The sequence below is a fragment of the Streptococcus ratti FA-1 = DSM 20564 genome (assembly GCF_000286075.1).
GTDB lineage: Bacteria > Bacillota > Bacilli > Lactobacillales > Streptococcaceae > Streptococcus > Streptococcus ratti.
Genome location: NZ_AJTZ01000005.1, coordinates 170,889 through 194,307, shown reverse-complemented (window position 1 = coordinate 194,307; position 23,419 = coordinate 170,889). Strand labels below are relative to the sequence as shown.

28 protein-coding genes and 2 pseudogenes are annotated in these 23,419 nt (G+C 41.6%); 10 read left to right on the top strand and 20 right to left on the bottom strand.

Features of this window, described 5'->3' with window-relative positions; all coding sequences use genetic code 11:
- Positions 1–101 precede the first annotated feature (101 nt).
- The 5 genes from SRA_RS02995 to SRA_RS02975 are packed head-to-tail and all read left to right on the top strand — an operon-like array spanning position 102 to position 3,470.
- The gene (locus tag SRA_RS02995; RefSeq protein ID WP_003087510.1) at positions 102–1,085 is read left to right on the top strand and encodes a peptidoglycan recognition protein family protein; all 984 of its coding nucleotides are present in this window, start codon (positions 102–104) and stop codon (positions 1,083–1,085) included.
- A gap of 44 nt (positions 1,086–1,129) precedes the next feature.
- Positions 1,130–1,972 (top strand): DUF368 domain-containing protein, encoded by an 843-nt coding sequence (locus SRA_RS02990; RefSeq protein ID WP_003087508.1) that lies wholly within the window; start codon positions 1,130–1,132, stop codon positions 1,970–1,972.
- Positions 1,969–2,442, top strand: a complete 474-nt coding sequence (locus SRA_RS02985) for a YbaK/EbsC family protein (protein WP_003087506.1) — start codon at positions 1,969–1,971, stop codon at positions 2,440–2,442. Before SRA_RS02990 ends, SRA_RS02985 begins: the two co-directional genes overlap by 4 nt.
- 3 nt (positions 2,443–2,445) lie before the next feature.
- Complete coding sequence (locus SRA_RS02980; RefSeq protein ID WP_003087503.1) at positions 2,446–2,808, top strand: YccF domain-containing protein; 363 nt, start codon at positions 2,446–2,448, stop codon at positions 2,806–2,808.
- A 20-nt stretch (positions 2,809–2,828) separates the two neighbouring features.
- Complete coding sequence (locus SRA_RS02975) at positions 2,829–3,470, top strand: histidine phosphatase family protein (RefSeq protein WP_003087501.1); 642 nt, start codon at positions 2,829–2,831, stop codon at positions 3,468–3,470.
- 429 nt (positions 3,471–3,899) lie between these two features.
- On the opposite strand, the gene SRA_RS02970 is transcribed toward SRA_RS02975, so the two are convergent.
- Together SRA_RS02970 and SRA_RS09910 are read right to left on the bottom strand one after the other, a co-directional pair.
- On the bottom strand, positions 3,900–4,802 hold the full coding sequence (locus SRA_RS02970) for an HAD family hydrolase (protein WP_003087499.1): 903 nt from the start codon (positions 4,800–4,802) through the stop codon (positions 3,900–3,902).
- A gap of 338 nt (positions 4,803–5,140) precedes the next feature.
- A pseudogene (locus tag SRA_RS09910) lies at positions 5,141–5,365 on the bottom strand (hypothetical protein); the annotation flags it as partial.
- Positions 5,366–5,453: 88 nt separating this feature from the next.
- Here SRA_RS09910 and lysS point away from each other — a divergent pair.
- Positions 5,454–6,944: a lysine--tRNA ligase gene (lysS, locus tag SRA_RS02965; RefSeq protein ID WP_003087497.1), complete on the top strand. Its 1,491-nt coding sequence runs from the start codon at positions 5,454–5,456 to the stop codon at positions 6,942–6,944.
- Between the two features lie 290 nt (positions 6,945–7,234).
- On the opposite strand, the pseudogene msrA reads toward lysS, so the two are convergent.
- The 8 genes and pseudogenes from msrA to SRA_RS02930 form a co-directional block, all read right to left on the bottom strand.
- Positions 7,235–7,720 (bottom strand): annotated as a pseudogene (gene msrA / locus SRA_RS02960) (peptide-methionine (S)-S-oxide reductase MsrA); the annotation flags it as partial.
- 28 nt (positions 7,721–7,748) lie between these two features.
- A complete protein-coding gene (gene msrB / locus SRA_RS02955) occupies positions 7,749–8,186 on the bottom strand; it encodes a peptide-methionine (R)-S-oxide reductase MsrB (RefSeq protein ID WP_003087493.1) in 438 nt (145 codons plus the stop codon).
- A 49-nt stretch (positions 8,187–8,235) separates the two neighbouring features.
- Entirely contained in the window at positions 8,236–9,585 is a 1,350-nt protein-coding gene (locus SRA_RS02950) for a dihydrolipoyl dehydrogenase family protein (RefSeq protein WP_003087491.1), read from the bottom strand.
- A gap of 22 nt (positions 9,586–9,607) precedes the next feature.
- Positions 9,608–9,916 carry an antibiotic biosynthesis monooxygenase family protein gene (locus SRA_RS02945; protein WP_003087489.1) on the bottom strand — a complete coding sequence of 103 codons (309 nt, stop codon included), beginning with the start codon at positions 9,914–9,916 and terminating at the stop codon, positions 9,608–9,610.
- Positions 9,917–9,939: 23 nt separating this feature from the next.
- Positions 9,940–10,314, bottom strand: a complete 375-nt coding sequence (locus SRA_RS02940) for a class Ib ribonucleoside-diphosphate reductase assembly flavoprotein NrdI (RefSeq protein WP_003087488.1) — start codon at positions 10,312–10,314, stop codon at positions 9,940–9,942.
- 6 nt (positions 10,315–10,320) lie between these two features.
- Entirely contained in the window at positions 10,321–10,803 is a 483-nt protein-coding gene (locus SRA_RS02935; protein ID WP_003087487.1) for a MarR family winged helix-turn-helix transcriptional regulator, read from the bottom strand.
- Positions 10,804–11,131: 328 nt separating this feature from the next.
- Positions 11,132–11,353: a hypothetical protein gene (locus SRA_RS10145; protein WP_126417916.1), complete on the bottom strand. Its 222-nt coding sequence runs from the start codon at positions 11,351–11,353 to the stop codon at positions 11,132–11,134.
- Entirely contained in the window at positions 11,314–11,664 is a 351-nt protein-coding gene (locus SRA_RS02930; RefSeq protein ID WP_225310745.1) for a hypothetical protein, read from the bottom strand. The genes SRA_RS10145 and SRA_RS02930 overlap by 40 nt, the downstream gene beginning before the upstream one ends.
- Before the next feature lie 85 nt (positions 11,665–11,749).
- Between SRA_RS02930 and SRA_RS10345 the strand changes: the two genes are divergently transcribed.
- A complete protein-coding gene (locus tag SRA_RS10345; RefSeq protein WP_003087484.1) occupies positions 11,750–11,893 on the top strand; it encodes a hypothetical protein in 144 nt (47 codons plus the stop codon).
- Positions 11,894–12,105: 212 nt separating this feature from the next.
- Entirely contained in the window at positions 12,106–13,461 is a 1,356-nt protein-coding gene (locus tag SRA_RS02920) for an Nramp family divalent metal transporter (protein WP_003087481.1), read from the top strand.
- A 61-nt stretch (positions 13,462–13,522) separates the two neighbouring features.
- Here SRA_RS02920 and SRA_RS02915 read toward each other — a convergent pair whose 3' ends face one another.
- Positions 13,523–13,735 (bottom strand): YdbC family protein, encoded by a 213-nt coding sequence (locus tag SRA_RS02915; protein WP_003087478.1) that lies wholly within the window; start codon positions 13,733–13,735, stop codon positions 13,523–13,525.
- A 148-nt stretch (positions 13,736–13,883) separates the two neighbouring features.
- On the opposite strand from SRA_RS02915, the gene SRA_RS02910 reads away from it, so the two are divergent.
- Positions 13,884–14,198, top strand: a complete 315-nt coding sequence (locus SRA_RS02910; RefSeq protein WP_003087476.1) for a hypothetical protein — start codon at positions 13,884–13,886, stop codon at positions 14,196–14,198.
- 190 nt (positions 14,199–14,388) lie between these two features.
- Here SRA_RS02910 and SRA_RS02905 read toward each other — a convergent pair whose 3' ends face one another.
- Together SRA_RS02905 and SRA_RS02900 are read right to left on the bottom strand one after the other, a co-directional pair.
- Positions 14,389–15,678 carry a peptidase U32 family protein gene (locus SRA_RS02905; RefSeq protein WP_003087474.1) on the bottom strand — a complete coding sequence of 430 codons (1,290 nt, stop codon included), beginning with the start codon at positions 15,676–15,678 and terminating at the stop codon, positions 14,389–14,391.
- 16 nt (positions 15,679–15,694) lie between these two features.
- Positions 15,695–16,621 carry a peptidase U32 family protein gene (locus tag SRA_RS02900; protein ID WP_003087473.1) on the bottom strand — a complete coding sequence of 309 codons (927 nt, stop codon included), beginning with the start codon at positions 16,619–16,621 and terminating at the stop codon, positions 15,695–15,697.
- A 161-nt stretch (positions 16,622–16,782) separates the two neighbouring features.
- Here SRA_RS02900 and SRA_RS02895 point away from each other — a divergent pair, with 161 nt between their 5' ends.
- On the top strand, positions 16,783–17,070 hold the full coding sequence (locus tag SRA_RS02895; protein ID WP_003087472.1) for a DUF3270 domain-containing protein: 288 nt from the start codon (positions 16,783–16,785) through the stop codon (positions 17,068–17,070).
- A 389-nt stretch (positions 17,071–17,459) separates the two neighbouring features.
- Here SRA_RS02895 and SRA_RS02890 read toward each other — a convergent pair whose 3' ends face one another.
- From SRA_RS02890 to SRA_RS02860, 7 genes are all read right to left on the bottom strand, one after another.
- Positions 17,460–17,903, bottom strand: coding sequence for a YtxH domain-containing protein (locus SRA_RS02890; RefSeq protein ID WP_003087470.1), 444 nt, complete (start codon positions 17,901–17,903; stop codon positions 17,460–17,462).
- 2 nt (positions 17,904–17,905) lie between these two features.
- Positions 17,906–18,298 carry a DUF948 domain-containing protein gene (locus SRA_RS02885; RefSeq protein ID WP_003087467.1) on the bottom strand — a complete coding sequence of 131 codons (393 nt, stop codon included), beginning with the start codon at positions 18,296–18,298 and terminating at the stop codon, positions 17,906–17,908.
- Between the two features lie 18 nt (positions 18,299–18,316).
- On the bottom strand, positions 18,317–19,108 hold the full coding sequence (gene lgt / locus SRA_RS02880; RefSeq protein WP_003087465.1) for a prolipoprotein diacylglyceryl transferase: 792 nt from the start codon (positions 19,106–19,108) through the stop codon (positions 18,317–18,319).
- The gene (gene hprK, locus SRA_RS02875; RefSeq protein ID WP_003087463.1) at positions 19,101–20,036 is read right to left on the bottom strand and encodes an HPr(Ser) kinase/phosphatase; all 936 of its coding nucleotides are present in this window, start codon (positions 20,034–20,036) and stop codon (positions 19,101–19,103) included. Before hprK ends, lgt begins: the two co-directional genes overlap by 8 nt.
- 265 nt (positions 20,037–20,301) lie before the next feature.
- Positions 20,302–20,595, bottom strand: coding sequence for a PspC domain-containing protein (locus SRA_RS02870; protein ID WP_003087461.1), 294 nt, complete (start codon positions 20,593–20,595; stop codon positions 20,302–20,304).
- Between the two features lie 85 nt (positions 20,596–20,680).
- Positions 20,681–21,124: a SprT family protein gene (locus SRA_RS02865; RefSeq protein ID WP_003087459.1), complete on the bottom strand. Its 444-nt coding sequence runs from the start codon at positions 21,122–21,124 to the stop codon at positions 20,681–20,683.
- Entirely contained in the window at positions 21,111–23,237 is a 2,127-nt protein-coding gene (locus SRA_RS02860) for a Tex family protein (RefSeq protein WP_003087457.1), read from the bottom strand. Before SRA_RS02860 ends, SRA_RS02865 begins: the two co-directional genes overlap by 14 nt.
- Between the last annotated feature and the right edge of the window lie 182 nt (positions 23,238–23,419).

Genomic DNA, 23,419 nt, shown 5'->3' with positions numbered 1-23,419 from the left:
AAGTACCCGTTCTTTTTCATTTGACATCAAATCTTTCTTAAAATCAACCGCGCTTTTTCTTGATTGCAGTTTTTTTGAAGCAATCGTGTTATTATAATGATATGGCTAAAAAACGAAAAACAAAAAGACAATCTTCTGCTAAAGGCCGGCGCAGCCGGCAGCGCAAAAAGAAAAAGCAAATGAAGTATCCAATCCTTGCAGGACTCCTGCTTGCTCTCTTGGGACTTACTTTTTTTATTTACCAGCATCACTTTCATGTTTCTGCTTCTTATAAAGTTAATCAAAAGGCAACTATTACAGCCGATTCTTCACCGATGCTCTATCCCTATTTATTTGATTTGGCTGCCGACAAATTGGAACAAAATGCGACCGTACAAGTGGAGAGCTATTTTCTGACAAAATTAAAGGGCAAACAAGTCACTCTGGCTAAAATAACATTAAAGGGGCGCAGCTATTATCTTGATGCTAAGAACCTTCAACTTCGGCAGACTAATACCATCAATCAATACATTGCCCGCTTAAATTATCCTCATGCAGAAATCACTAAAGATATCTATTCTCGCTTTGCTAAAAAAACCTATTTTGGTTCGTCTGGCCAGCCAAAAGGCATCATTATTCACGATACCGGCAACGACAGCTCATCTCTTCAAAGCGAGGTCTCTTATATGAAGCAAAATTACAAATCAGCCGGTGTCTTTGTCCACAGCTTTATTGACAAAGACAATATTTTTCAGATCGCCGATGATCGCTATATGGCTCAAGGTGCCGGTCCTAAAGGCAATCCTTATTACCTTCAGTTTGAACTGATACGCGAGCACAGCCAAGAAGACTTCGCCAGACAGTTAGCGAATGCTGCTTATTATACAGCCGTCATGCTAAAAAAATACCAGCTGCCAGTTACTCTGGGCAAAAAAGATGCTTCGGGAACTGTCTGGACGCACCAGATGGTGTCTAGCTATTTAGGCGGAACTGACCATCAAGATCCAGATGACTACTGGAATACGGCGGCTGAAAAATTTTTTGCCAGCGATTATTCTGCAGAGAATTTTCTGGATTTAATTCAAGCCTATTATAATCAGCTTTAAAATGATATAATGGGAAGGTATATTATTTTATTTTGGAGGAAATCATGATTTCTTGGATAGCAAGATTAATCAAAGGGGTTATCATTGCCTTGGGCTTTATTCTGCCTGGCGTATCTGGCGGGGTATTGGCATCTATTTTAGGGCTGTATGAGCGTATTATTTCATTTTTGGCACACTTGTCAAAAGATTTTGTCAAAAACGTTCTTTTCTTTATCCCTGTAGGAATCGGCGGTATTCTGGGGATTGCTCTTTTTTCTGCACCTTTAGAATACCTGCTGGAACATTATCAAGTTCCTGTTCTTTGGGCCTTTACAGGAACGATTATTGGAACTCTGCCAACCCTGTTTGCTGAGTCCACTCAAAAATCTAAACGCGATAAGACGGACTGGATCTGGCTGCTAGGAACCTTTTTGGTTTCAGGTCTTTTGCTCTACTTCTTAAATGACTTGGTCGGTACTATTCCAGCTAACTTTGCTAGTTTTATCCTTGCTGGTGTCCTAATTGCCCTCGGTGTTTTGGTTCCGGGTCTCAGTCCATCTAATCTCCTTTTAATCATGGGCCTTTACTCACCCATGCTGACTGGTTTTAAAAACCTTGATTTGGCGGGTGTTTTTCTGCCGATTGCTATCGGTGGTATGGCAGCTGTGCTGCTCTTTTCAAAGGCTATGGATTATGCCTTGAACCATTATCATTCCCGTGTTTATCACTTTATTTTAGGACTGGTCATTTCCAGTACGCTTTTGATTATTATTCCAAATCCAAGAAATGCTGAGAGCATCTCTTATGCTGGCAGCAGCTGGGTGACCTTCTTACTGGCTGCCTTGTGCTGCATTGCCGGTATTGCTTTGGGTGCTTGGATGAGCAAACTTGAGGAAAAATACAAATGAGTAAAAAGCACAAGCTGAAAAAAACACTGGTTGATCAAATTTTAGATAAAGCAAAAATAGAGCACGATAGTTTAGCCATCAATGCCTTAGAAGGAGATTTGCCGGAAGATATCCAAGAGGAAGATATTTTTAAAACGCTGGCTCTAAAAGGCGATAAGACAGGCCCAATTATCGGAATCATTCCCATCACAGAGCACCTGTCTGAAAAAAAGCTGGCTAAAATATCCGGCAACAAAAAGGTCAGTATGATTCCGCAAAAGGAACTGCAAAAAACAACCGGCTACATCCACGGTGCAAATAATCCTGTTGGCATCAGGCAAAAACATTCTTTTCCTATCTATATTGACAGCACGGCTCTTGAAAAGGGGAAAATGATTGTATCAGCTGGTGAAATCGGCCGTTCTATTCGCATTGACAGCCAAGTTTTAGCAGACTTTGTCCATGCTCAATTCGCTGATATTAAGGAGTAGAAAATGAGAGTACTTGGAAATATTATTTGGTTCTTTTGTGCTGGACTTTGGGCTGCCCTTGCTTGGTATGCAGTGGGACTGTTGCTTTGTATCACCGTTTTAGGAATTCCTTTTGGCTTGCAGTGCTTTAAAATCGGCTCTTTCGGCCTTTTTCCTTTTGGCAAAACAATCGTCTTTTCCAACCGTTTCTCCAGCCTCTTAGGCAATATTATCTGGATTTTACTGGTCGGATGGGAACTGGCTCTGCTGCATCTGGCCAGCGCTGCTGTCCTTTGCATAACCATTATCGGAATTCCTTTCGCGGTACAATCGGTAAAGATGGCCCGTATCAGTCTTTTTCCTTTTGGTGTTGAAATTATTGATTAGATTTGGGAGATGTAAGAATTGTGAAACTGTATTTTGTCAGACACGGAAAAACGCAATGGAATTTGGAAGGCCGCTTTCAGGGCGCCGGCGGAGACTCGCCGCTTCTGGAGAGCTCTGTTAAGGAACTCAAGCTTCTGGGACACTATTTGAAAGATATCAAATTTGACAGAGTGTATTCCAGTGACCTCAAACGTGCTAAGTTAACCAGCCAAATTATCACCCAGGAAAACCTTTATCCAATGGATATCACCTATACCAAAAACCTGCGAGAATGGAATTTAGGCAAACTGGAAGGTCAAAAAATCAGTCTGGTCAGCTCCATCTATCCTAAACAAATGAAGGCTTTCCGCCATAATCTGGCACAGTTCGATCATTCCATATTTGATGCTGAGTCTGTCTACCGTGTAACGCACCGCATCTCCAACTTTGTTAAATCGCTGAAAGATTTGCAGGCTCAAAATATTTTACTGGTGGGCCACGGAGCTACACTGACAGCTGCTATTCAGTCACTCTTAGGCTGCGAACCCGCTCAGCTTCGCCGTGACGGCGGGCTTGACAATGCCAGTGTCACCATTTTAGAAACAGCAGACTTTAAACATTTCGAGCTGATCACTTGGAACGATACTTCTTATAAAAAAGCAGTTCTAAAACAAAGTATTTAATACCTTTTCAAAAGAGGCTGAGACTAACATGTCCCAGCCTTATTATATGCCAAGTTTCAGATTAGCGCAGTGGTTGGCGAGAAACCCTCATCCCTTGCCTTGCGATGCGCGTTCGAGTAGTCGATAATACTATAATACTACGAGAAAAGCTAGTAAGGTGGTTAGGCAGTCCACTATAGCGACTATCATTAGTTAATGAGACCTTTGGTCCATTAACTGTGCTGCCTTGCAAGTGGTAGCAATTACCTGAATCAACTATGCGAAGGCGGATCTACAACTGTCTAATGAACTGTCTCAGGCCGAACAGCTTAAAATAAGAGAGTGGACAGAAATGAGTCATTTAAAGAATCGATTTCTGTCCACTCTCTTTTTAGTTTTGCCAAACTGTATTTAAACACTTACTAAGTGAGCCCTATACTTGAACAGTCTCTACTTAGCATATTTCAAACGCAGCACCTTTTCTTGGTTTTTATCCAGTCTAAGCAGAATAACAACCTTGTCAATACTGATATTGCTCTCAAGTAAGCGTTCTGCAGCTATCATAAGACCATTGTTAATTCCCAGCTGCAAGACAGGATTATTGCGATCATTTGTGTCAAAAATAAATTTATGGCTGGGCAGGTCAAATAAAACTTTCACAGCCCCATAAAGCTGCTCAAAGGAATCGATTTGCAAATCAAAAACAGGCTTTGTCCCAGCCTTTAAGCGGCGGCCCCGGTGATTAAACCACATAGAATGCCAGCCGCTGTTATGAGCACCAATGATATCATTATCATAAGAGTCTCCTACATACAGAGTCGTATCCGGATTCATATCAAACTGCTCAGCAGCCAAATTAAAAATTTCTTTCTGCGGTTTTTGAAAGCCCGTTGCCTGACTGACCAAGACCCGCTTAGGGGCAACATAATCATAGAGCCCTAATTTTTTCACTTTTTTCAGCTGATGCTCCGTCGGACCATTGGTAATAACGCCCATGGGAATATTCTTTTCTTTCAGAAAATCCAGTGTCAGACGCATTTCATCCAGCATTGTAATCTGATCAAGTTCTTTTTCATAAACTTCCTGAAAATGATTTCCCTCATCTTCACTGATCTGCCGGTAGTCAAACTCTAAAAGGGTCTGCTCACAGCGCCAGAAACGGAAGTATTCAGTTGTCCATTCCCCAGCCATTACCCGCGGAAAACCTGTGTCTGAATAATGGCGAAAACGGATGTAAGCCTGATTGATCTGAGTCATATCAAAATCAGGAAAACATTTTTCAACAGCAATTCGGTAAGGCGCCTGCTGATCATAAATAGTGTCATCAACATCAAAAACAATAGCACTAATCATAAGTCATTCTTTCTAAATCTTAATTCTAAAAAATTATACTATTTTTTCAGCCTTTTTTCAAAATCTTTATCAGCTATTTGAGCAGCATAAGCTATTTCCTTATTTTACACTCAGTCATCCTTTGACAAAGCCTAAGCCCCATTTTATCAAGCTGAAATAAGAACAAAAAAACAGTAAATCTTTTTTTCCTTTGAAAAGCCAGCTTCAGCTTTTTTCTGTCTATGGAATTTCAGGCACTTAAAAGGGCTTAGTGCAGGCCTTTGCAGAACTAAGCCCCTTGTTTTAAGGATTTATTTCACAGTCAGCATAATGCAAAATAAATTTCTGCTTCATGATTGTTAATCAATTTGTTCAAAGTCCATCTTTTGCTTTACTTGCCCTTGGCCAGCTTCGGAAATCTGATAAGTAAAACTTCCTGAAGTGAAGTGCTTGCCAAAAGCTAATACACTGTTATACTGCTACTGAGAAAGCTTGTTGTCTTCGACTTTCCCTAAAGTCACTCTATTGCCGTTTGCCTTGTATTTCCAGAATGCACTTGTACTTTGATTTTTTAACTCTTTTTCTCTCCAGCAAAGCACTTTCGCAGATTTTCCTATATCACATGTCCTTATTTTATGGTAAAATAAATAGGAAAACTTTTTGGAGGAAAACATGTCAAATCAACATACAGAAGAATTAAATGATCAACAGATTGTCCGCCGTGAAAAAATGGCTGCCCTTTCTGAACAGGGAATTGATCCCTTTGGCAAACGTTTCGAGCGTACTGCTACTTCTGGTCAATTAAAAGAAAAATATGCTGACAAATCAAAAGAAGAACTGCACGACATTAATGAAAGAGCCACTATCGCCGGCCGTCTCATGACCAAACGCGGCAAAGGCAAGGTTGGTTTTGCCCACCTTCAGGACCGCCAAGGCCAAATTCAGATTTATGTGCGTAAAGATACCGTCGGCGATGACAATTATCAGATTTTCAAAAAGGCCGATATTGGGGATTTCTTAGGTGTTGAAGGAGAAATCATGCGCACCGATATGGGTGAGCTCTCCATCAAGGCGACGCATATCACTCACCTGTCTAAGGCTCTTCGTCCCCTTCCTGAAAAATTCCACGGATTGACAGACGTTGAAACCATCTACCGCAAACGCTACCTTGATTTGATTTCAAATCGCGACAGTTTTGAGCGCTTTGTCACTCGGTCAAAAATCATCTCAGAAATCCGCCGCTACCTTGATAATCTTGGTTTCTTAGAAGTGGAAACACCTGTTCTCCACAACGAGGCAGGCGGTGCTGCTGCAAAACCATTTACCACTCACCACAATGCTCAGGATATGGACATGGTGCTTCGGATTGCTACCGAACTTCATCTTAAGCGGCTGATTGTCGGTGGTATGGAGCGTGTCTATGAAATTGGCCGCATCTTCCGCAACGAGGGTATGGATGCTACTCACAATCCTGAGTTTACCTCCATTGAGGTCTATCAGGCCTATGCTGATTTTGAAGATATTATGGATTTAACCGAGGGCATTGTTCAGCATGTTGCTAAGGCTGTCAAAGGAGATGGTCCAATTGAATATCAAGGTACCGAAATCAAAATCAACGAGCCCTTTAAACGCGCTCACATTGTTGACTTAATCAAGGAAGTAACTGGTGTTGATTTCTGGCAGCCAATGACCTTAAAAGAGGCAGAAGCCTTGGCCAAGGAAAAAAATGTACCGCTTGAAAAACATTACACTTCTGTCGGCCACATTATCAATGCCTTCTTTGAGGAATTGGTCGAAGAAACGCTCATTCAGCCTACCTTTGTTTACGGCCATCCTGTTGAAGTTTCGCCTTTAGCTAAGAAAAATGCTGATGATCCACGCTTCACAGATCGTTTTGAACTCTTTATCATGTGTCATGAATACGGCAACGCCTTTACCGAGCTGAATGACCCTATCGATCAATTGGAACGCTTCAAGGCTCAGGCTGCCGCCAAAGAACTGGGAGACGACGAAGCTACAGGCATCGACTATGACTACATTGAAGCTCTTGAATACGGCATGCCACCAACCAGCGGGCTGGGGATCGGCATTGACCGCTTAGTCATGCTTCTCACTGATACCACTACCATCCGCGATGTACTGTTATTCCCAACAATGAAATAATTGAGGTCGAAAACGTTGATTTGAAGGGCTTGTCAGCTCATAATTGACAAAACTTAACACCAATTTTTAAGACTTGAAAAAGCGTAAAAATGGTGATAAAGCAATAGAAAAACCGAACACTCTTATCCTAGAATCAATTTTTTAGGTCAGATGTTCGGTTTTTTGAATGGTTCAAATCTAGTGACTTTGATATTTTTAAAAATCCTTAAACTGATTAGATCCTCATAGCTGCTAGGTTTTAATTAGTTTTGATTTAGTAACCGGCAAACCAGTCTTTATTCACCCTTTGCAATAGGGACTTTCGCTAATCCTAAATCAATATGGCAGTAGCCATTGGGATTTTTCTTGAGGTAATCTTGGTGATAGTCCTCAGCATCTATAAAGTGACGCAGGGGTTCTAACTCAACAGCCAGAGGACGGCTATCGTTTTTTTGACTGACGGCTTGCATGATTTCTTCTGCAACCGCTTTGTCAGCTTCATCGGTGTAATAAATACCTGTACGGTATTGACGGCCGATATCATTGCCTTGACGATTGATAGAGAAAGGGTTAATAATGCGGAAATAATGCTGGAGCAGCTCACGCAGTGTGATACGTTCCGGGTCGTAAGTGACAGCGACAGTTTCCGCATGATCTGTGGCATCAATCAAAGCATAAGACGTCGCTTCAGATTGACCGTTGGCATAGCCCACACGAGTCTCCACAACACCGTCAATCAAGTCAAAGTAACCTTCAACACCCCAAAAGCAGCCCCCTGCTAGATAAATTATTTTCATATGCTTCCTCCATTTCAATACTAAGTGCTTATTCAACGACAGCCATATAATCTGCGTAGCCCTCTTTTTCCATCTCTTCATAAGGAATAAACTTGAGCGCAGCAGAATTAATGCAATAGCGCAGACCGCCGCGGTCAAGGGGACCGTCGTTAAAAACATGTCCCAAGTGCGAATCAGCTTCTTGACTGCGAACTTCGATACGACGCATACCGAAAGAATGGTCTTCGTGGTTGCTCACCCGATGGTTGCTAATAGGTTTGGTGAAGGCCGGCCAACCACAGCCTGAATCATACTTGTCAGTAGAAGAGAACAAAGGCTCGCCACTCACAATATCAACGTAAATGCCTTTCTCAAAGAACTTATCGTATTCCCCTGTAAAAGCACGTTCGGTTGCTGCGTTCTGCGTGACCTCGTAGGCCAAATCGCTGATACGCTTACGTAATGCTTCTTTGGATTCTTCTGTCAAAGGGTAACCTCCTTGTTACTGTTTACTCATGATAAAAGAGAGCTTTTGGTTAATGTGCTCTTAAAAGCGATGTTAAGGTTGACCAGAGCATATAGGTCTGGGTTGGGAAGGACATAATCATGTTGCCCAGATCTTTGGCGGTCATCTTTTTCTCAATAATAGGCGTCAGCCAATCCAACCAAGTACCAGCTTGGCTGGAAATCGCAGCTGCACCCACCAGATAATCTTCCCTATCAAAAATCAGCGCCAACTCAGCGTCCAGCTCATGGTTGTTGACCCAGTCGTGCTGTTCTCCCCATGGGATTTCAACCAATTTGTATTGGTCAGGATGGGCTTTTGCCTCATCGATAGTAACTCCAACTTGACCAATGCGTGGCAGAGTAAAGACAAGGTTAGGGATGACGGGGTAGGAAATGGATGGTCCATTGGGATTTAAGATATCACGGCCGATATAATTAGATTCAAACTCAGCAGTTGGTGTTAATTTGGGAATGGTTTTGTCAACAACGTCACCTGAGGCATAGATATTTGGTATAGCAGTACGCATGTGGTCATCCACCTTAATCCCTCGTGGGCTGGCTTCGATACCCAAATTTTCCAAGCCCAGGTTTTCAATGTTAGGGATACGTCCTGTCGCATCCAGCACGAAATCGCCTGTCGCTGAAAGACCTTCAGCTATCGTCACACGCAAACCACTATCCACTTTTTCAACTTGGGAAATAGCTTGACCAAAGTAGAAAACTGCGCCTTGGGCTTCAAATTTAGTCACGATTTTTTGGACATATTTCTCTGGATAAGCTAAAAGCGGCCGATTGGCATATTCAAAGAAGGTCACTTGCTTGCCTGCCAACAAGGCCATTGAGGCAAATTCCATCCCAATAATACCTGCACCAATTACAATCATGTGTTCAGGCAAAGCGTCCAAATCTAAAAATTCAGCACTACCCTGCGTAAACTCTTTGCCCGGAATATTAAGCTTAGCATTGCGGGCACCAGTCCCGATGATGATATAGTCAGCCGTGTAGTGCTGATCGCCAACAGCAACTGTGTGGTTATCAACCAGTCTTCCCCGTCCATTGATAATATCAATCCCCAAACTTTTGAACATGGACGGAAATACCTCTTGAAAGCCAGCCAGAGTTTTGCGCTTATGAGCCATCATGGCTGCCCAATCAATCTTCACATCCGCTTTCAGGCCCAAATCTTGATAGTTGTTCAGCCCATCTAAATACTCAAAGGGACCATCTAAGAGAATTTTGGCATCACAGCCATAGTTGGTACAGACACCGCCAAATTTGTCTGCCTCAATCATAGCGACCTTTTTTCCTGCTGCAGCTAACAGACGGGCACCGTGGTTGTTAGCATGGCCGCTTCCGATAAAAATCACATCATAGTTCATGTTTTTTCTCCTATTTCTTTGTTTAGTCAGCCAAGACTTTATAAGTGTTTGCCTTACGTGAGACGTGCTTGCGAATCTCCTGTGTTTTTGGGTCTGAGTGTCCTTCTTTGTGACCTGGGCGACTCATCCATGCCTCAAAATCAGTTTTATAGTTCCATTTTGATAAGAGAATAAATTCGATGCTATCTCCCTTGTCTTCGCCTTGCCAGCCCTCAGCTGCCAAATTGCCTGGCCACGCTTTAAGAGAAGCAACATCGCGTTTGATTTTTTCAAGAAAAGCTTCTTGGTAGTCTTTGTCTACGGTAAATACAGCTGTTTGTACGATTGTCATAATGAGTTCTCCTTTTTATCTAATCAATTTCCTAGGTGGTTACAATTTGCTAAGCTTTTAGCCAAGTCTTCAATCTCTTGAGATGTCCCCACGCCGTCTAACTTGGCTAAGATTGGTACCTTGTAGGCCTTAGCAATGTTTTCTGCTGCAAAATTGAAGGTTTCAGCATGTTTTGCCATGGAACCACTCCCAACAACGGCTTTGACGCCTGGATTATGCGCTAAAAACTGCTCAACAACCTTGGGCGTTTTACCCCGTCCTGTAGAATACGTGAAAATCACATAGTCCCCGTCAAGTGTTTCTTCGCCTGTTTCGATTTTCAAGGCATCTGCCACACCCAGTTGGTTCACGATTTTCTCAACATGACCTGAGCGGCTTGCATAAACGATTTTTGTCATCACTGTTTACTTTCCCTTTCGTTCTTGTCGGAATGTCTCCATCAGTTCTTGGAGCAATTGCAAAAGCTTATCATTGTCCGTACTGCCCTTAAAGTTTTTAGCAATTTCAGCTTGGACAGCTAGAGCGGCTTGCTTTAGGTATGTACCTTCTTGAGTGAGGGTGACAATCAAGTCACGAGCATCTGCTTGCGAACGCTCCTTTGTGATGAACCCTTTTTCCTCTAATTTCTTTAGGACAGGCGTTAGAGTACCACTGTCTAGGAAAACCCTATCACGCAGTTCACGTGTGACAATGCTGTGTTCTTCCCAGAGAACCATCATGACCACATATTGTGTGTAGGTTAGTCCGATATTAGCCAACAAAGGCGTGTAACGGTTGATAAATTCTCTCGAAGCTGCATACAAAGAAAAGCAGAGGTTGTGTTCTAAAAGCAGAGATGATGGTTGCTCTTGGAGTCTATCACCTATTGTTTCTTGTGTTTGTATCAATGTAACCTCCTTATAACGATTTTGCTCAATCGATTGATTGAAATTAGTTTAACAAAATCGAATGTGCGTTTCAAATATTTTGCTCACGCCCCTGATTCTTAATATATCAATCATCACATTAAATTAGATAAAAGAATAGTACAAATTTCTTGATGAAAACTAATTGTGAATATTTCTCACTAATACAAATCATCATTACACCAAAGTTATACAAAATAAGGTAAATATATTTAATAGTTGTCTGAGATCTGAATAATCTTAAAAAGAACCTGCTCTCCTTTTAGTTGTTTTTGTCTCTTCATACTGAAATTTACTTTATTACTTAATTTTAACAACAAACTTTCCAACAGGTGGTTCTTTTTCTAATGTTGCTAATGCTAACGGTAAATGAGCGAGCAATTGGAACTTTTAATTTTCTTTCAGAAACTAATGACAACACTGCTTTTGCCATTTGTCCTAAATCTTTCTTTTGTTGCATGTTTCCGCTTTGATGAGCAGCCCCTATAAAAGTTAAATGACCTCCCAAGCCACGTGAAAATAATTTATCCATCGCATTTGCATTGGCGATGCACCAGTACAGACTGAGTCCCCATTGAACGCGAGCATATCATTATCTCTATCTGCAAAACTTTGCCCCAGAGGGTTGATAATGAGATCCACACCTAGACCAGCTATCTTTGCTTGAATGACATCAGCAATATTTTCTCTTTCATAATCAACTGCTGTATCAAACCCATACAGGCATTCTTTTTCTGTTGCTAGGCACATTAAAAAGTCCAGCTTGGTTAACAGGCTGGATTTTTGGATGACCTTGCAGGACATCATCTTATTTCCAATTGCTGGTTTCCAGCAGCTTTTCATGATACAATGAAATCGGAGTTTTTTTATACTTACTCTTAAAGAAAGGACATTTGACCTCCCGCTCATTTGCCAATTAATCATTAACATGAAAAAATATTATATTTCTTTTTTATCGGCTGCTATTTTTATCATCTATGGGCTCTTGCAAAAGCACTACATCTTTGCGGTTCTCGGTATCGTTTTTATCCTCATTGGCATCAAGGATATTTTGGATCACAAGAAAGATTAGCTGGTAAAAATAATTAAAATGAGTTTGGAGACGCTGAACAGCAGACACAGCTTGGGTTTTATGCTCACTTGTGAAACGGGTTCATCGCTGACCAACCTTTTTATTTTTCTATTAAATAAAGCATGCCTAATTTTTTACTTTGTTATCCTTAACTTTTTAGAGTTTTTATGCTATACTGAGATAAAAGTATTATTTAGAAAAGAGATTTTCAAATGAAAGCTCATTCGTCTTCTACGATTCCTAAGAAAAAGTCCCTCAGCGAAGTCAATCAAAGTGTTAAAGTTCCTAAAAACGCTTCTTTCTGGATAACTCTGAGAGCTTTTTTAGGGCCGGGAGCCCTTGTTGCGGTTGGTTATATGGACCCTGGCAACTGGATTACCAGCGTTGTCGGCGGAGCCAGTTATAAATACTTGCTTTTATCGGTTGTTCTAATCTCCTCCCTTATTGCCATGCAGCTGCAGCAAATGGCTGGAAAATTAGGCATTGTGACACGTCAAGACTTAGCACAGGCTACAGCAGCTCATCTTCCTAAGGGCTTACGCTACCTTTTATTTGTCATTATTGAGCTGGCTTTGATGGCTACTGACTTAGCAGAAGTCATCGGTTCAGGCATTGCCCTGCACCTCTTATTTGGCTGGCCCTTACTGTTTTCAATTTTCATTACTATTTTGGATGTTTTTCTACTTCTTTCCATTATGAAATTAGGGTTTAGAAAGATTGAAGCGATTGTTTCAACCTTAATCTTGACGATTCTGCTTATTTTTGCTTACCTCGTCTTTATTTCTCATCCCAGTGCGGCTGGTATTTTTAAAGGCTACCTTCCCAGCACTTCAATCTTTGATCTATCCAGAACTGCTGACAACAGCAGACTGACCCTGGCCCTAGGTATTATTGGCGCTACTGTTATGCCGCATAACCTCTACCTCCACTCATCTATCTCACAGACACGCCGGGTGGACTACAAACAAAAATCTTCCATTCAGCAGGCCGTAAAATTCATGACTTGGGACTCCAACATTCAGTTAAGCTTGGCATTTATTGTTAATTCTCTCCTACTGATTCTCGGAGCATCGCTTTTCTATGGGCATGCCAGTGAAATCAGTGCCTTTTCACAAATGTACAATGCTCTTGCTGATCACAGCATTGCCGGAGCTGTTGCCAGTTCCTTTTTGTCAACATTATTTGCCATTGCTCTTTTAGCCAGCGGCCAAAATTCAACCATTACCGGAACACTGACCGGTCAGATTGTAATGGAGGGATTCCTGCATTTAAAGATGCCCCAGTGGCTCATTCGTTTGGTAACCCGTCTATTAGCACTGCTTCCTGTTTTAATTGCTGCCATTATTTACGGCAGTCAGGAAAAGGTTTTAGACCAGCTCATCGTTTACTCACAAGTTTTTCTGTCTGTCGCTCTGCCTTTTTCTATCTTTCCACTGGTCTATTTTACCTCCCAGAAAAAAATCATGGGGGACTTTGTCAATGCCAAATGGAATACCTATCTCGCATACGGAGTGGCTGTTTTACTGACAGTCCTCAATTTGCAGCTAATCTTAAGCACAGTCTTTTAAGCAAGAGAAGCTCCGCCTTTAGGGCAAAGAAAAAAAGTCGAAGCAATGCTGTGCTTCGGCTTCATTTTCTAAATTCATTGACTAAAACATCAAACTCTTCATTGGTAAGCGTGATGCCCTTGCCCATCTTTGTATGATCCGGACTCCAAGATCTGATATCAAACTTGGCCGGTGCGCCGTTAAAGCTGACACGGTTGAGTTCCTTGGTCCAGCCCTTATCATTTTCAGACAGGACCAATAATTTTTCTTCAATTTCAAAGGTAAATTCTGCCATATATTCCTCCTATCATTATATTCGTAAGAAAGACTGTGAAAACGGAAAACTTTTAAATTTATCGTTTTTCTTACAATTTTTAATTAAGTATTTTATTTTAACCTAAAATAAGGTATAATCATTCTAACAATTTTTTAGAGAAAATACCATGAAAAGATTTTTACAAACCATTTTAGAGCATGTGAGAGAATTCATTGAACCCACCAAAAAATCTCCTGATATTATTTTAAAAACCAATCAATTATTACATACGATTTTGCAGGCACAAAAAAAGCACGAAGCGGTCCATGTAATCTATCTTGATAAGAGTTTTACGGGAGATATTGTCAAATATGACAAAGAGAACAATAAGCTCATTTTAAAAAATTTCCAAAAAAATATATCAGCTATTATCAGTATCTCAGACATCAAACGCTTAACTCTGGTCCCAAAAACCGTCAGAGATTCACAAAAACTGAGCTGATTTGCAGGTAAAAACAGATCCAATAAACTCACCCCTAAGATTAGATTCTCTGGCTAACCTTAGGGGTTCTTTTATATTAATTAAGACTCAAAGAAAATCAAGATTGGACTAAGTAGCGAGCCGCAGACAGTACTGAAGTACGGCAAAGCGAAGTCAACAACCTTTGATTTTCAAAGAGTATTAAGACACATCAGGCTCTGAGCGTCACGCTGCTGCCATCTTCTTTGTATAAATTTACCAGGCCTTCCTTGCAGGCACGGATCATATCCCCTGCTTTTACTGCCTGAGGCACTGTAATCGTTAAGAGCTCCATAGGTTTAGGGGCACGTTCAATTTTAACACCGTCAGCATCATGCAAATCTTGGATAAAGGTTTCAAAATGCCGAAAACCCGGTCCGTAAAATTCAACTCGGTCTCCTTCATTGATAACATTGCGCTGGCGAATGGTTGCTGTCATACTTGTTTCATCAAAGTCAACAACTTCACCGATAAATTTATATTGCGGAATCTTACGGCGCGCTCCGAAGAGCTGCTCATTTTCAGTTGGGGTACTGTAGTAAAAGCCAGTTGCCAATTCCCGCTGAGCTACCTTCCATAATTCGTCAATCAAATCCTCTTTGATAGCTTCAAATTTTTCCGGACTTTCAAGGTAGGCATCAACAGCCGCCTTATAACAGTTGGTCACTGTAGAGACATAGTGAATGGATTTCATACGGCCTTCAATCTTAAGGCTGTCAACACCGTTTTCAATCATGTCGGGAATATGTTCAATCATGCACATATCAACAGCTGACATCGAGAATTCTTCAGGAATTTCACCTTTCAGCGACCTGCGTTCCTGGCCAAAAGGCATATCAAAAAGATCGTATTTCCAGCGGCAGGATTGTGAGCAGCCGCCCCGATTGGCATCACGATGGCTCATGTGATTTGATAAAACACAGCGCCCTGAATAAGAAATACACATGGCACCGTGTACAAAGGCTTCGATTTCAACACTGGTACGTTTGCGTATTTCAGCTAGTTCTTTCATGGTAACTTCACGTGCTAAAACCACACGTGTCAGCCCCAGTTCCTTCCAAAATTCAAATGTTTCATAATTCGTTGACGAAGCCTGTGTAGACAAATGAATTTCTAAACCGGGTGCCTCCGCCGCACAGATGGCAATCAAGGCGGGATCTGATACGATAACAGCATCAAGACCTAAATCACGCAGATCCCGAAACCATTGACCAGCTCCAGTTTCATTGCCCTCATGGGTTACCATATTGGCAGCTACATAGACCTTTACACCGTGTTCATGAGCGTAATGAATGCCCTCGGCCATTTCTTCCATGGAAAAATTGCCAGCACGACTGCGAAGACCATAGGCCTGACCGCCGACAAAAACAGCATCTGCTCCATAATCTACAGCAACTTTAAGTTTTTCTAAAGTTCCAGCCGGTGACAAAACTTCCGGCCTTTTTTTCTTTGTTTGTATCATTATCTATCTCTTTCTTTTATTTCACTAGATTAGGGTCAAAATCATAAAAACCAGTATCTAAACCACGGCCCTTGGGATGGAGTTTTCTAATTTCTTCATCAAAGAGGAAGGCCTGATCTTGCGTAAAAATACCTTCCTCAATCAAGGTACGTGCCTTGACAAATAATTTAGCAATCTGCACAAAATTCTGTCCCGGACAGTAAATACCATCCAGTTTCCAATGACAATAATGATGCTTAGTCAGCTCTGGGAGTTTTGTCATCAAATCAATATCATTATTAATAAAAATATGCGTTCCATGCTTATCTTCGTAAATCGAATAATGCGATTCCGGATCGCTAGGTTCAGCCAGAAAAAGACCGCGTTCTCTTGATTTTTCATCATCTATATGCGTAAAATTGTAATAATTTTGAATCAAGGGCCGTTTTGAATGGTGAATAACAGAAGCCCCGTAAACCAAGATTTCAGCGGGAATTTCTAAATTCTCAGACATGGAAAAAAGCTCTTTTGAAGGGATTTCACGCGCTAAGACAGCTTCTACAGCTCCATGCTCCCCCCAAAAATTAACCTGACGGCTGGAAGTAACAAAAACAGATGTGTCATAAATCAGCTTAAAATGATAGCCATCACGCTTATTAACATAAAAAATCCCGGCATCACCAACCACCAGATAATCTACCTGAATTTCCTTCATCAATTCCAAAAAAGGCTTGATATTATCCATCATTTCCTGGTGCATGAGAGCATTGGCGGCAACCGTAAGCTCTTTCCCAGCTCCATGAACCAGCGCAGCAATCTCCCGCAGCTCATCATAGTTAAAAGTATGCGGCAGACGCAAAGCATAATCTTTCTCACCGACATAGATGCGGTCTACACCAGCGTCTAACAATTCTTTGACTTGTTCAACAGATTCTGCAGTTGCAGTAATAACAATTTTTTCCATACCTATTATTGTATCAAATTTAAGATAAAAAGCCACTTTTTTAAAAATTTAAAGCCCTATCAAAAGCGAAAGAAGGCTTTTTACAAAAAAAATTTCAGAAAACAGATGACAAACTTCACAATTTGTGATAAGATGTTAAGGAATATCCAGAGGAGGAACTCATGTCAGCAAATCTGAACAGGCAGACAGAAAATTATGAAGAACTTGATTATCAAGAAGATCTGACACCTAAATATCAAGAATTTCAAGATTTTGATGATAGCAGAACAAAGCTAGACGAACTTATTTTTTTCGCTAAACTGGCTTTTTTCTGTGTCGTAACAATCCTGACCTGTTTTATTCTTCTAGTTGCTAAGTTCTCTCCTGTCTTTGCTTTCCCGCTGTCCTTGCTGATTAGCTGGGGAATTACATCAGCAGCACAAGCCGGTCTGAAACGCCTTAAATCTTGATAATAAAAAAGTGGACTTCTGCCAGCAAAATGAAGCTCAAACAAAATCAACGGCACCTCACCGTTAGTCTAAAAAGCTAACAGTTGAGGTGTTTTTTTATGCAATTAAGCTTGAAGATAAACTGAAACTGGCTGCCCCTCATTTGCTTATAGTATCAACTCTAAATGCAGTCAAAGTAATTGAAAAGGCCTGACTCCCATATTATTTAGGAATCAGACCCCTGCTTAATTTTATTATTCAACTGTTATTTGACAGGGAGATATTTACTTTATCCCGCTTTCTTTTTTGTGGTTTTAGATATAGTCAAGCGATAACAAGCAGTCTTTTTCAGTAATCTGCTCGCTCCCTTCTATAACTGACAGTCTCAAAAGCTAGAGAAAACTGCGTTTTTAATCTTTGATATTGTCTGCAGCTTCTGCTTCTTCTTGGTAATCAATCACAATATCATCAACTTCAGCTTTCACTGCTTCAGCTGTTTTTTCTGACTTTTCGGCAGCTTGAGACAGACGATCCTTGACTTCAGACAAAGTTTGATTAGCAAAGTCTCCTACCTGAGAGGCCTTTTCTTTAACGGCAGATACCACATCATCTTTTGTCAGCTCATTGGCTGCCATTTTTTCTTTGTAATCCTTAACAGTATTGACCGCTGCCGACTTATACTCATTAGCTTTTTGAGCGGCGTATTGATGGTATTCTTCAGGATTTTCTTTATAGGCCGACAATGTTTCCTTGACCTTTTGCTTAAATTGTTTTCCCTTATCTGTAGAGAGAAAGTAAGCTGCCGCAGCGCCTGATGCAGCACCGATGATAACTGTATTCAAAAATTTACCCATAATTATTTTCCTTTCTTCCTAAATAATTTAGAAGCTACTTTGCCAACTGTATAAGCTGCTCCTGCCTTGCCAACATTAGAGGTAGCATTGCTTGCCTTTTGGCTAAAATAGCGAGCTTGCTGATTAAGATCAGAAACACTTTCTGATAAATCAGCTATGGCTGTAAAAAGCGGATCAATAGTTTGAACCTTGCCGTTAACGTCTTCTACCAGTACATTGGTCTTAGCTAACAGTTCATTGGTCTGATAAAGCGTTACGTTGACATCGCTCGTCAGAACCTTCAAACTTTGCCGAGATTCATCAACAGTATCTGAAATTTTTCTGAGCAAAAGAATGATAAAAACAGTTAAAACAGCAAAGGCAATAGCAATAATCAATAAAGCAATTTCCCACATAATTTTCTCCTAATCTAACTAACTTTTTCGAGCTATCTGATAGTAAGGTACTGTTTGACGGCGGCGCCGATAGACAGCGAGGATAATTCCAACAGCAACCAGCAGCGCAGAAAGCCCCTGCGATACCCGCAGATTCATAAACATGAGGCTGTCTGTTCGCATTCCCTCAATAACAAAGCGGCCGCAGCCATACCAAATCAGGTAAAAGAAAGTTATTTCTCCTTCTTTTAAAAGATTGGGTCTGTGGCGCAAACTCATAATAATGGCAAATCCCAGCAAATTCCACAGAGATTCATAAAGAAAAGTTGGCGTGCGGTAGTGGCCATCAATATACATCTGCTTTTTGATCCATTCAGGCAGATAATTGAGATGGGCAACAGCCTTGCCATAAGCTTCCTGATTAATAAAATTTCCCCAGCGGCCAATGGCCTGCGCCAGCATTACTCCCGGTACTGCAATATCCAGAAAATCAATCGGCTTAATCATCCGGTAGTAACAAAAGACAAAGAGCACAGCAGCTCCTGTAATCAATCCGCCATAGATGGCAATGCCGCCTTGCCAAATGGCTAGAATTTCACTGGGATTTTTAGCATAATAATCCCAATTGAAGATCACATAGTAAAGCCGTGCGCCAATAATGGCTAAAGGAAAAGCGATTAAAATAAAGTCTAAAACATCCTCTTTTTTGATGTTTTTTTGAGGTGCTTCAAGCCCTGTAAGATAAACAGCCAAAATAAGCCCTGTTACAATACAAATGGCATACCAGCGAATGGCTATAGGTCCAATCTGAACGGCAATGGGATTAATCATTTCGCACCTCATTTTGACCGATCAAATGTGTCAGACGATCTTCAAAGGTCTTCGTCGCATCATAGCCCATCTGTTTAGCACGGTAATTCATGGCAGCAGCTTCAATAACAACTGAAACATTTCGTCCTGTCTTAACTGGTATGCGCACACGGGGAATTTTAACGCCGGACATTTCGACTTCTCCATTGCCGTTTCCTAAACGGTCAAAGATTTTATCCTTTTCAAAATTTTCAAGGTAAATAGACAGCTGAACCTGTGAAGAATCTTTGACAGCGCTGGCTCCGTAAAGGCTCATCACATCGATGATCCCAACCCCTCTGATTTCCAGCAGGTGCCGCAAAATTTCAGCCGGCTCACCCCAAAGGGTCTCCTCGTCTTTAGCATAGACATCAACTCGGTCATCAGCAACCAGACGGTGACCGCGTTTAACAAGTTCCAGACCTGTCTCGCTCTTACCGATACCTGAGTCTCCCTGAATGAGAACACCCATGCCATAAATATCCATAAGAACACCGTGGACACTGGTTCTCTCAGCCAGACAGGAATCTAAATACCAGGACATTTCGCCTGAAAGCCGACTGGTAGGAACGTGACTTTGTAAAACAGCTATACCCTTTTCCTTAGCCGCTTTGAGCATTTCCTCCGGAATGGCGAGAGATCTGGCTACAATAACAGCCGGTGTTTCTGTCTTAAACATTTCTTTTAAAACAGAATAGCGGTTATGCGAGGTCATCTGTGTTAAGTAGGACCATTCCTTCATTCCCAGTAACTGGATACGTTCGGGTGCGTAATAATCAAAGTAACCGGTCATTTCAAGACCCGGACGGGAAATATCAGCTGTTGCAATCGTCTTTTGCAAGAGCTCAGCGGTGCCATAAACAACATCTAATTTCACCTTGTCCACCAACATCTGTACTGTAACTGACATACTACCTCCTTAGCACCCTATTATACCACAAATAGCTATAAAATGGGATTTTCGCTGTAAAAGAAAAAGAGCCCTGTCAGCCTTCGATAATAAGGGAGGCTGACAGGGTTCTATTGCTTATAAAATAGCTCGTTTTCCTCAAATTGGATAGCATCTAAAAATAAAATTAGCCAGCCGGCTGTATTTTTACCGGCAGATTACTCATGACTCTTTCCTGTTCTAAGAATCTCTGAAACAGATGCTGCTTTTTAGACTGCCTGTGCTATCACCAAAACCACTTTCCTTTATCTTTATCATCAATAACCTCAGCATCCTTGCGTTTGCGCGGTCCCTGATGATAACTGCCTGACTGTCCGTTCTTTCCCAAATCTTCCTTATAGGGCAGACAGATTGCCAAAATAATATAGAGAATAATACCAAAGCCCCCTGAAAAATAAACAAAAAGAGCTGTCAAAACTCTGGCAATGGGCAAATCCCAGCCGTACTTATCGGCCAAGCCTGCCACTACGCCGCAAATCATCCGATTTTTTCTTTGCTTATAAAAGATAGCCTTTGTCATTAAAACCTTACCTTCTCATTCCCTTTAAAAATCTGTCATAAACTTCATTGACAATACTAGTATAACATTTGAGAAAAGTTTGGCATCAGCCTTGCGACTGATTTTGCGGACTTAATCTGCCCTGGCAGCTGCCGCAGGCAAATTTTTCTGTATTAATGCGCCTTTTTCGCTGATACACTTGCCCGCAGTTCTGACATTGATAAGAATAGTAAAAAGTTTTGCTTCTCAGACTCGGTGCATAGCGGATACCGTTAACCTTGAGCAATAATTCCTTGAAATCCTTGTCCCGATGCCTGTACCCCTTGCCTGCATAATAGAGGTGATAATGGCAAAGTTCATGACGAACAATTTTCCGAAAGGTCTCTTCATCACCCTTTTTACAGAATTTAGGATTGAAATCCAGATGCCCATCCTGTGGGAAAAAACGTCCGCCGGTCGTCTGCAAACGTGAATTCCAAAGGGCCTTATGCTGGAATTCCATCCCGAAATCCTGACGGGAAACGTCTTTAACATATTCAGTTAAGTTCATTTAAAGCCACCAAAGAAAGATTAACTTTCTCACGTTCCTGGTCAATTTTTGAAACCCAAACTCTGACAACATCACCAACTGCTACGACCTGACTGGGATGTTTAACGAACTGACTGCTCATCTGCGAAATATGAATCAAACCGTCTTCATGAAGACCAATGTCAACAAAGGCCCCAAAATCAACAACATTGCGAACGGTCCCTTCCAGCTGCTGCCCGATTTCTAAATCAGCTAATTCCAGCACATCCTGCCGCAGCTGAGGGGCAGCAAAATCATCGCGCAAATCACGGCCGGGTTTGAGCAAATCGGCAATAATATCCTTTAAGGTTTCTTGCCCCAGACCAATCTCTGCAGCTCTTTGTTCAATATCTACAGACCGAAGTTTCGCCTGAGCAGAGTCATCCAATTCTGTAATCTCGAGTAAGGAAAAAAGTTTTTCCACAGCGCCGTAGGATTCCGGATGAACACCCGTGTTATCCAAAATATTGTCAGCATTAGGAATCCGCAAGAATCCGGCCGCCTGCTCAAAGGCTTTGGCTCCTAAGCGGGGCACTTTTTGAATGTCTTTGCGGGAGGTCAGGCGCCCGTTTTCTTCTCGGTATTTGACAATGTTTTCGGAAATGGTCTTATTGAGGCCGGAAACATGTGATAGCAGAGCCGGACTGGCCGTATTGACATTGACGCCGACCTGATTGACCACTGTTTCCACCACAAAATCAAGATTTTCTGCTAATTTCTTCTGGCTGACATCGTGCTGATACTGACCGACTCCGATAGATTTAGGATCGATTTTGACCAGCTCTGCCAATGGATCCTGCAGGCGTCTGGCAATTGAAATAGCCGAACGTTTTTCAACAGTCAGCTCCGGAAATTCGTGCCGGGCTAATTCAGAAGCAGAATAGACCGATGCACCGCTTTCATTGACAATAACATAAGAAACTCCGGGGAAATCCTTGAGCACTTCTGCCACAAAGGCTTCGCTCTCCCGGCTGGCTGTCCCATTGCCGATAGCTATAACCTCAATAGCACAGTCTGCAATCAGGTTAGCCAAATCAGCTTTTGCCTGATCAATCTTAGCCCGGCTGGCCGGAGGAACAGGATAGATGACCTGCGTTGCTATTAATTTCCCCGTTTGATCAACAACAGCCAGCTTTGCTCCCGTCCGAAAGGCGGGGTCAAAGCCCAGCACCATCTTCCCTTTTAAAGGCGGAATCAACAGCAGATTTCTAAGATTATCAGAAAAGAGCTGAATAGCCCCGTCTTCTGCCTTGTCAGTCAGTTCTGCCCGAATCCGGCGTTCCATGGCCGGCAGGATTTTCTTTTTGAGGGCTGCCTGCACGACTTGTCTGATATAATCATTTTTGTCCTTGAAACGAGCTTCAAAAAAGCGGGTCATTTTATCAAGATTGTGTTCAAAATGTACTTTTAAAATACCAAGTTTTTCGCCCCGATTGAGTGCTAAAACGCGATAGCCCTGAATTTTGGAAACGCGTTCCGAAAAGTCATAGTAAATTTGGAAAACTTTTTTCTCATCTGATTCGGCATCTTTGACGTCTGATAAAATGAGACTGTTTGCCCAAATTTCATTATAGGTCCACGAACGCAGCTTGGTATCATCTGCTAAAGCTTCAATCAAGATATCCATAGCACCGCCAAGAGCTTCTTCAGCTGTCGTGAAGGTTTCATTGACAAAGCTTTCAGCCTGTTTTTTTAAATCCGGCACATTCTGCAAAATGAGCCGCGCTAGGGCGAAGAGGCCGTTTTCACGCGCAATAGTGGCCTTGGTCCGTCTTTTTTCTTTGTAAGGCAGGTAGAGTTCTTCGACATCGGCCAGCTTATCGGCTGTTTCAATAGCCTCTTGCAGCTCGGGCGTTAGTTTACCCTGACTCTCAATCTTAGCTAGAACACTTGTCTTACGCTCTGCTAAGGCTGTCAGGCTTTTATTCAGATCAATGATAGCCTTGATGTCAACTTCATCAAGGTTCCCAGTCATTTCCTTACGGTAACGGGCTATAAAGGGTATGGTATTTCCTTCTGCTGTTAATTCTAAAACTTTCTTAATCTGACTTTCTTTCAGATTTAAATCCTGAGTAATTTTGTCAATAATTTCCATAAGAAATATTATAGCACAATTACTCCTGTTAGAGATAAAGAAAAAACAGCTGAACATTATTTTTCACTGATGCCTAAAATGACTTTTAATGCTTACTTATTTTCAATATCTGAAAAATATTAGTTACACCTCAATTAGCTAGGGAGGATTAGCAATGAAGTAATTAGTTCATCATTTCATTG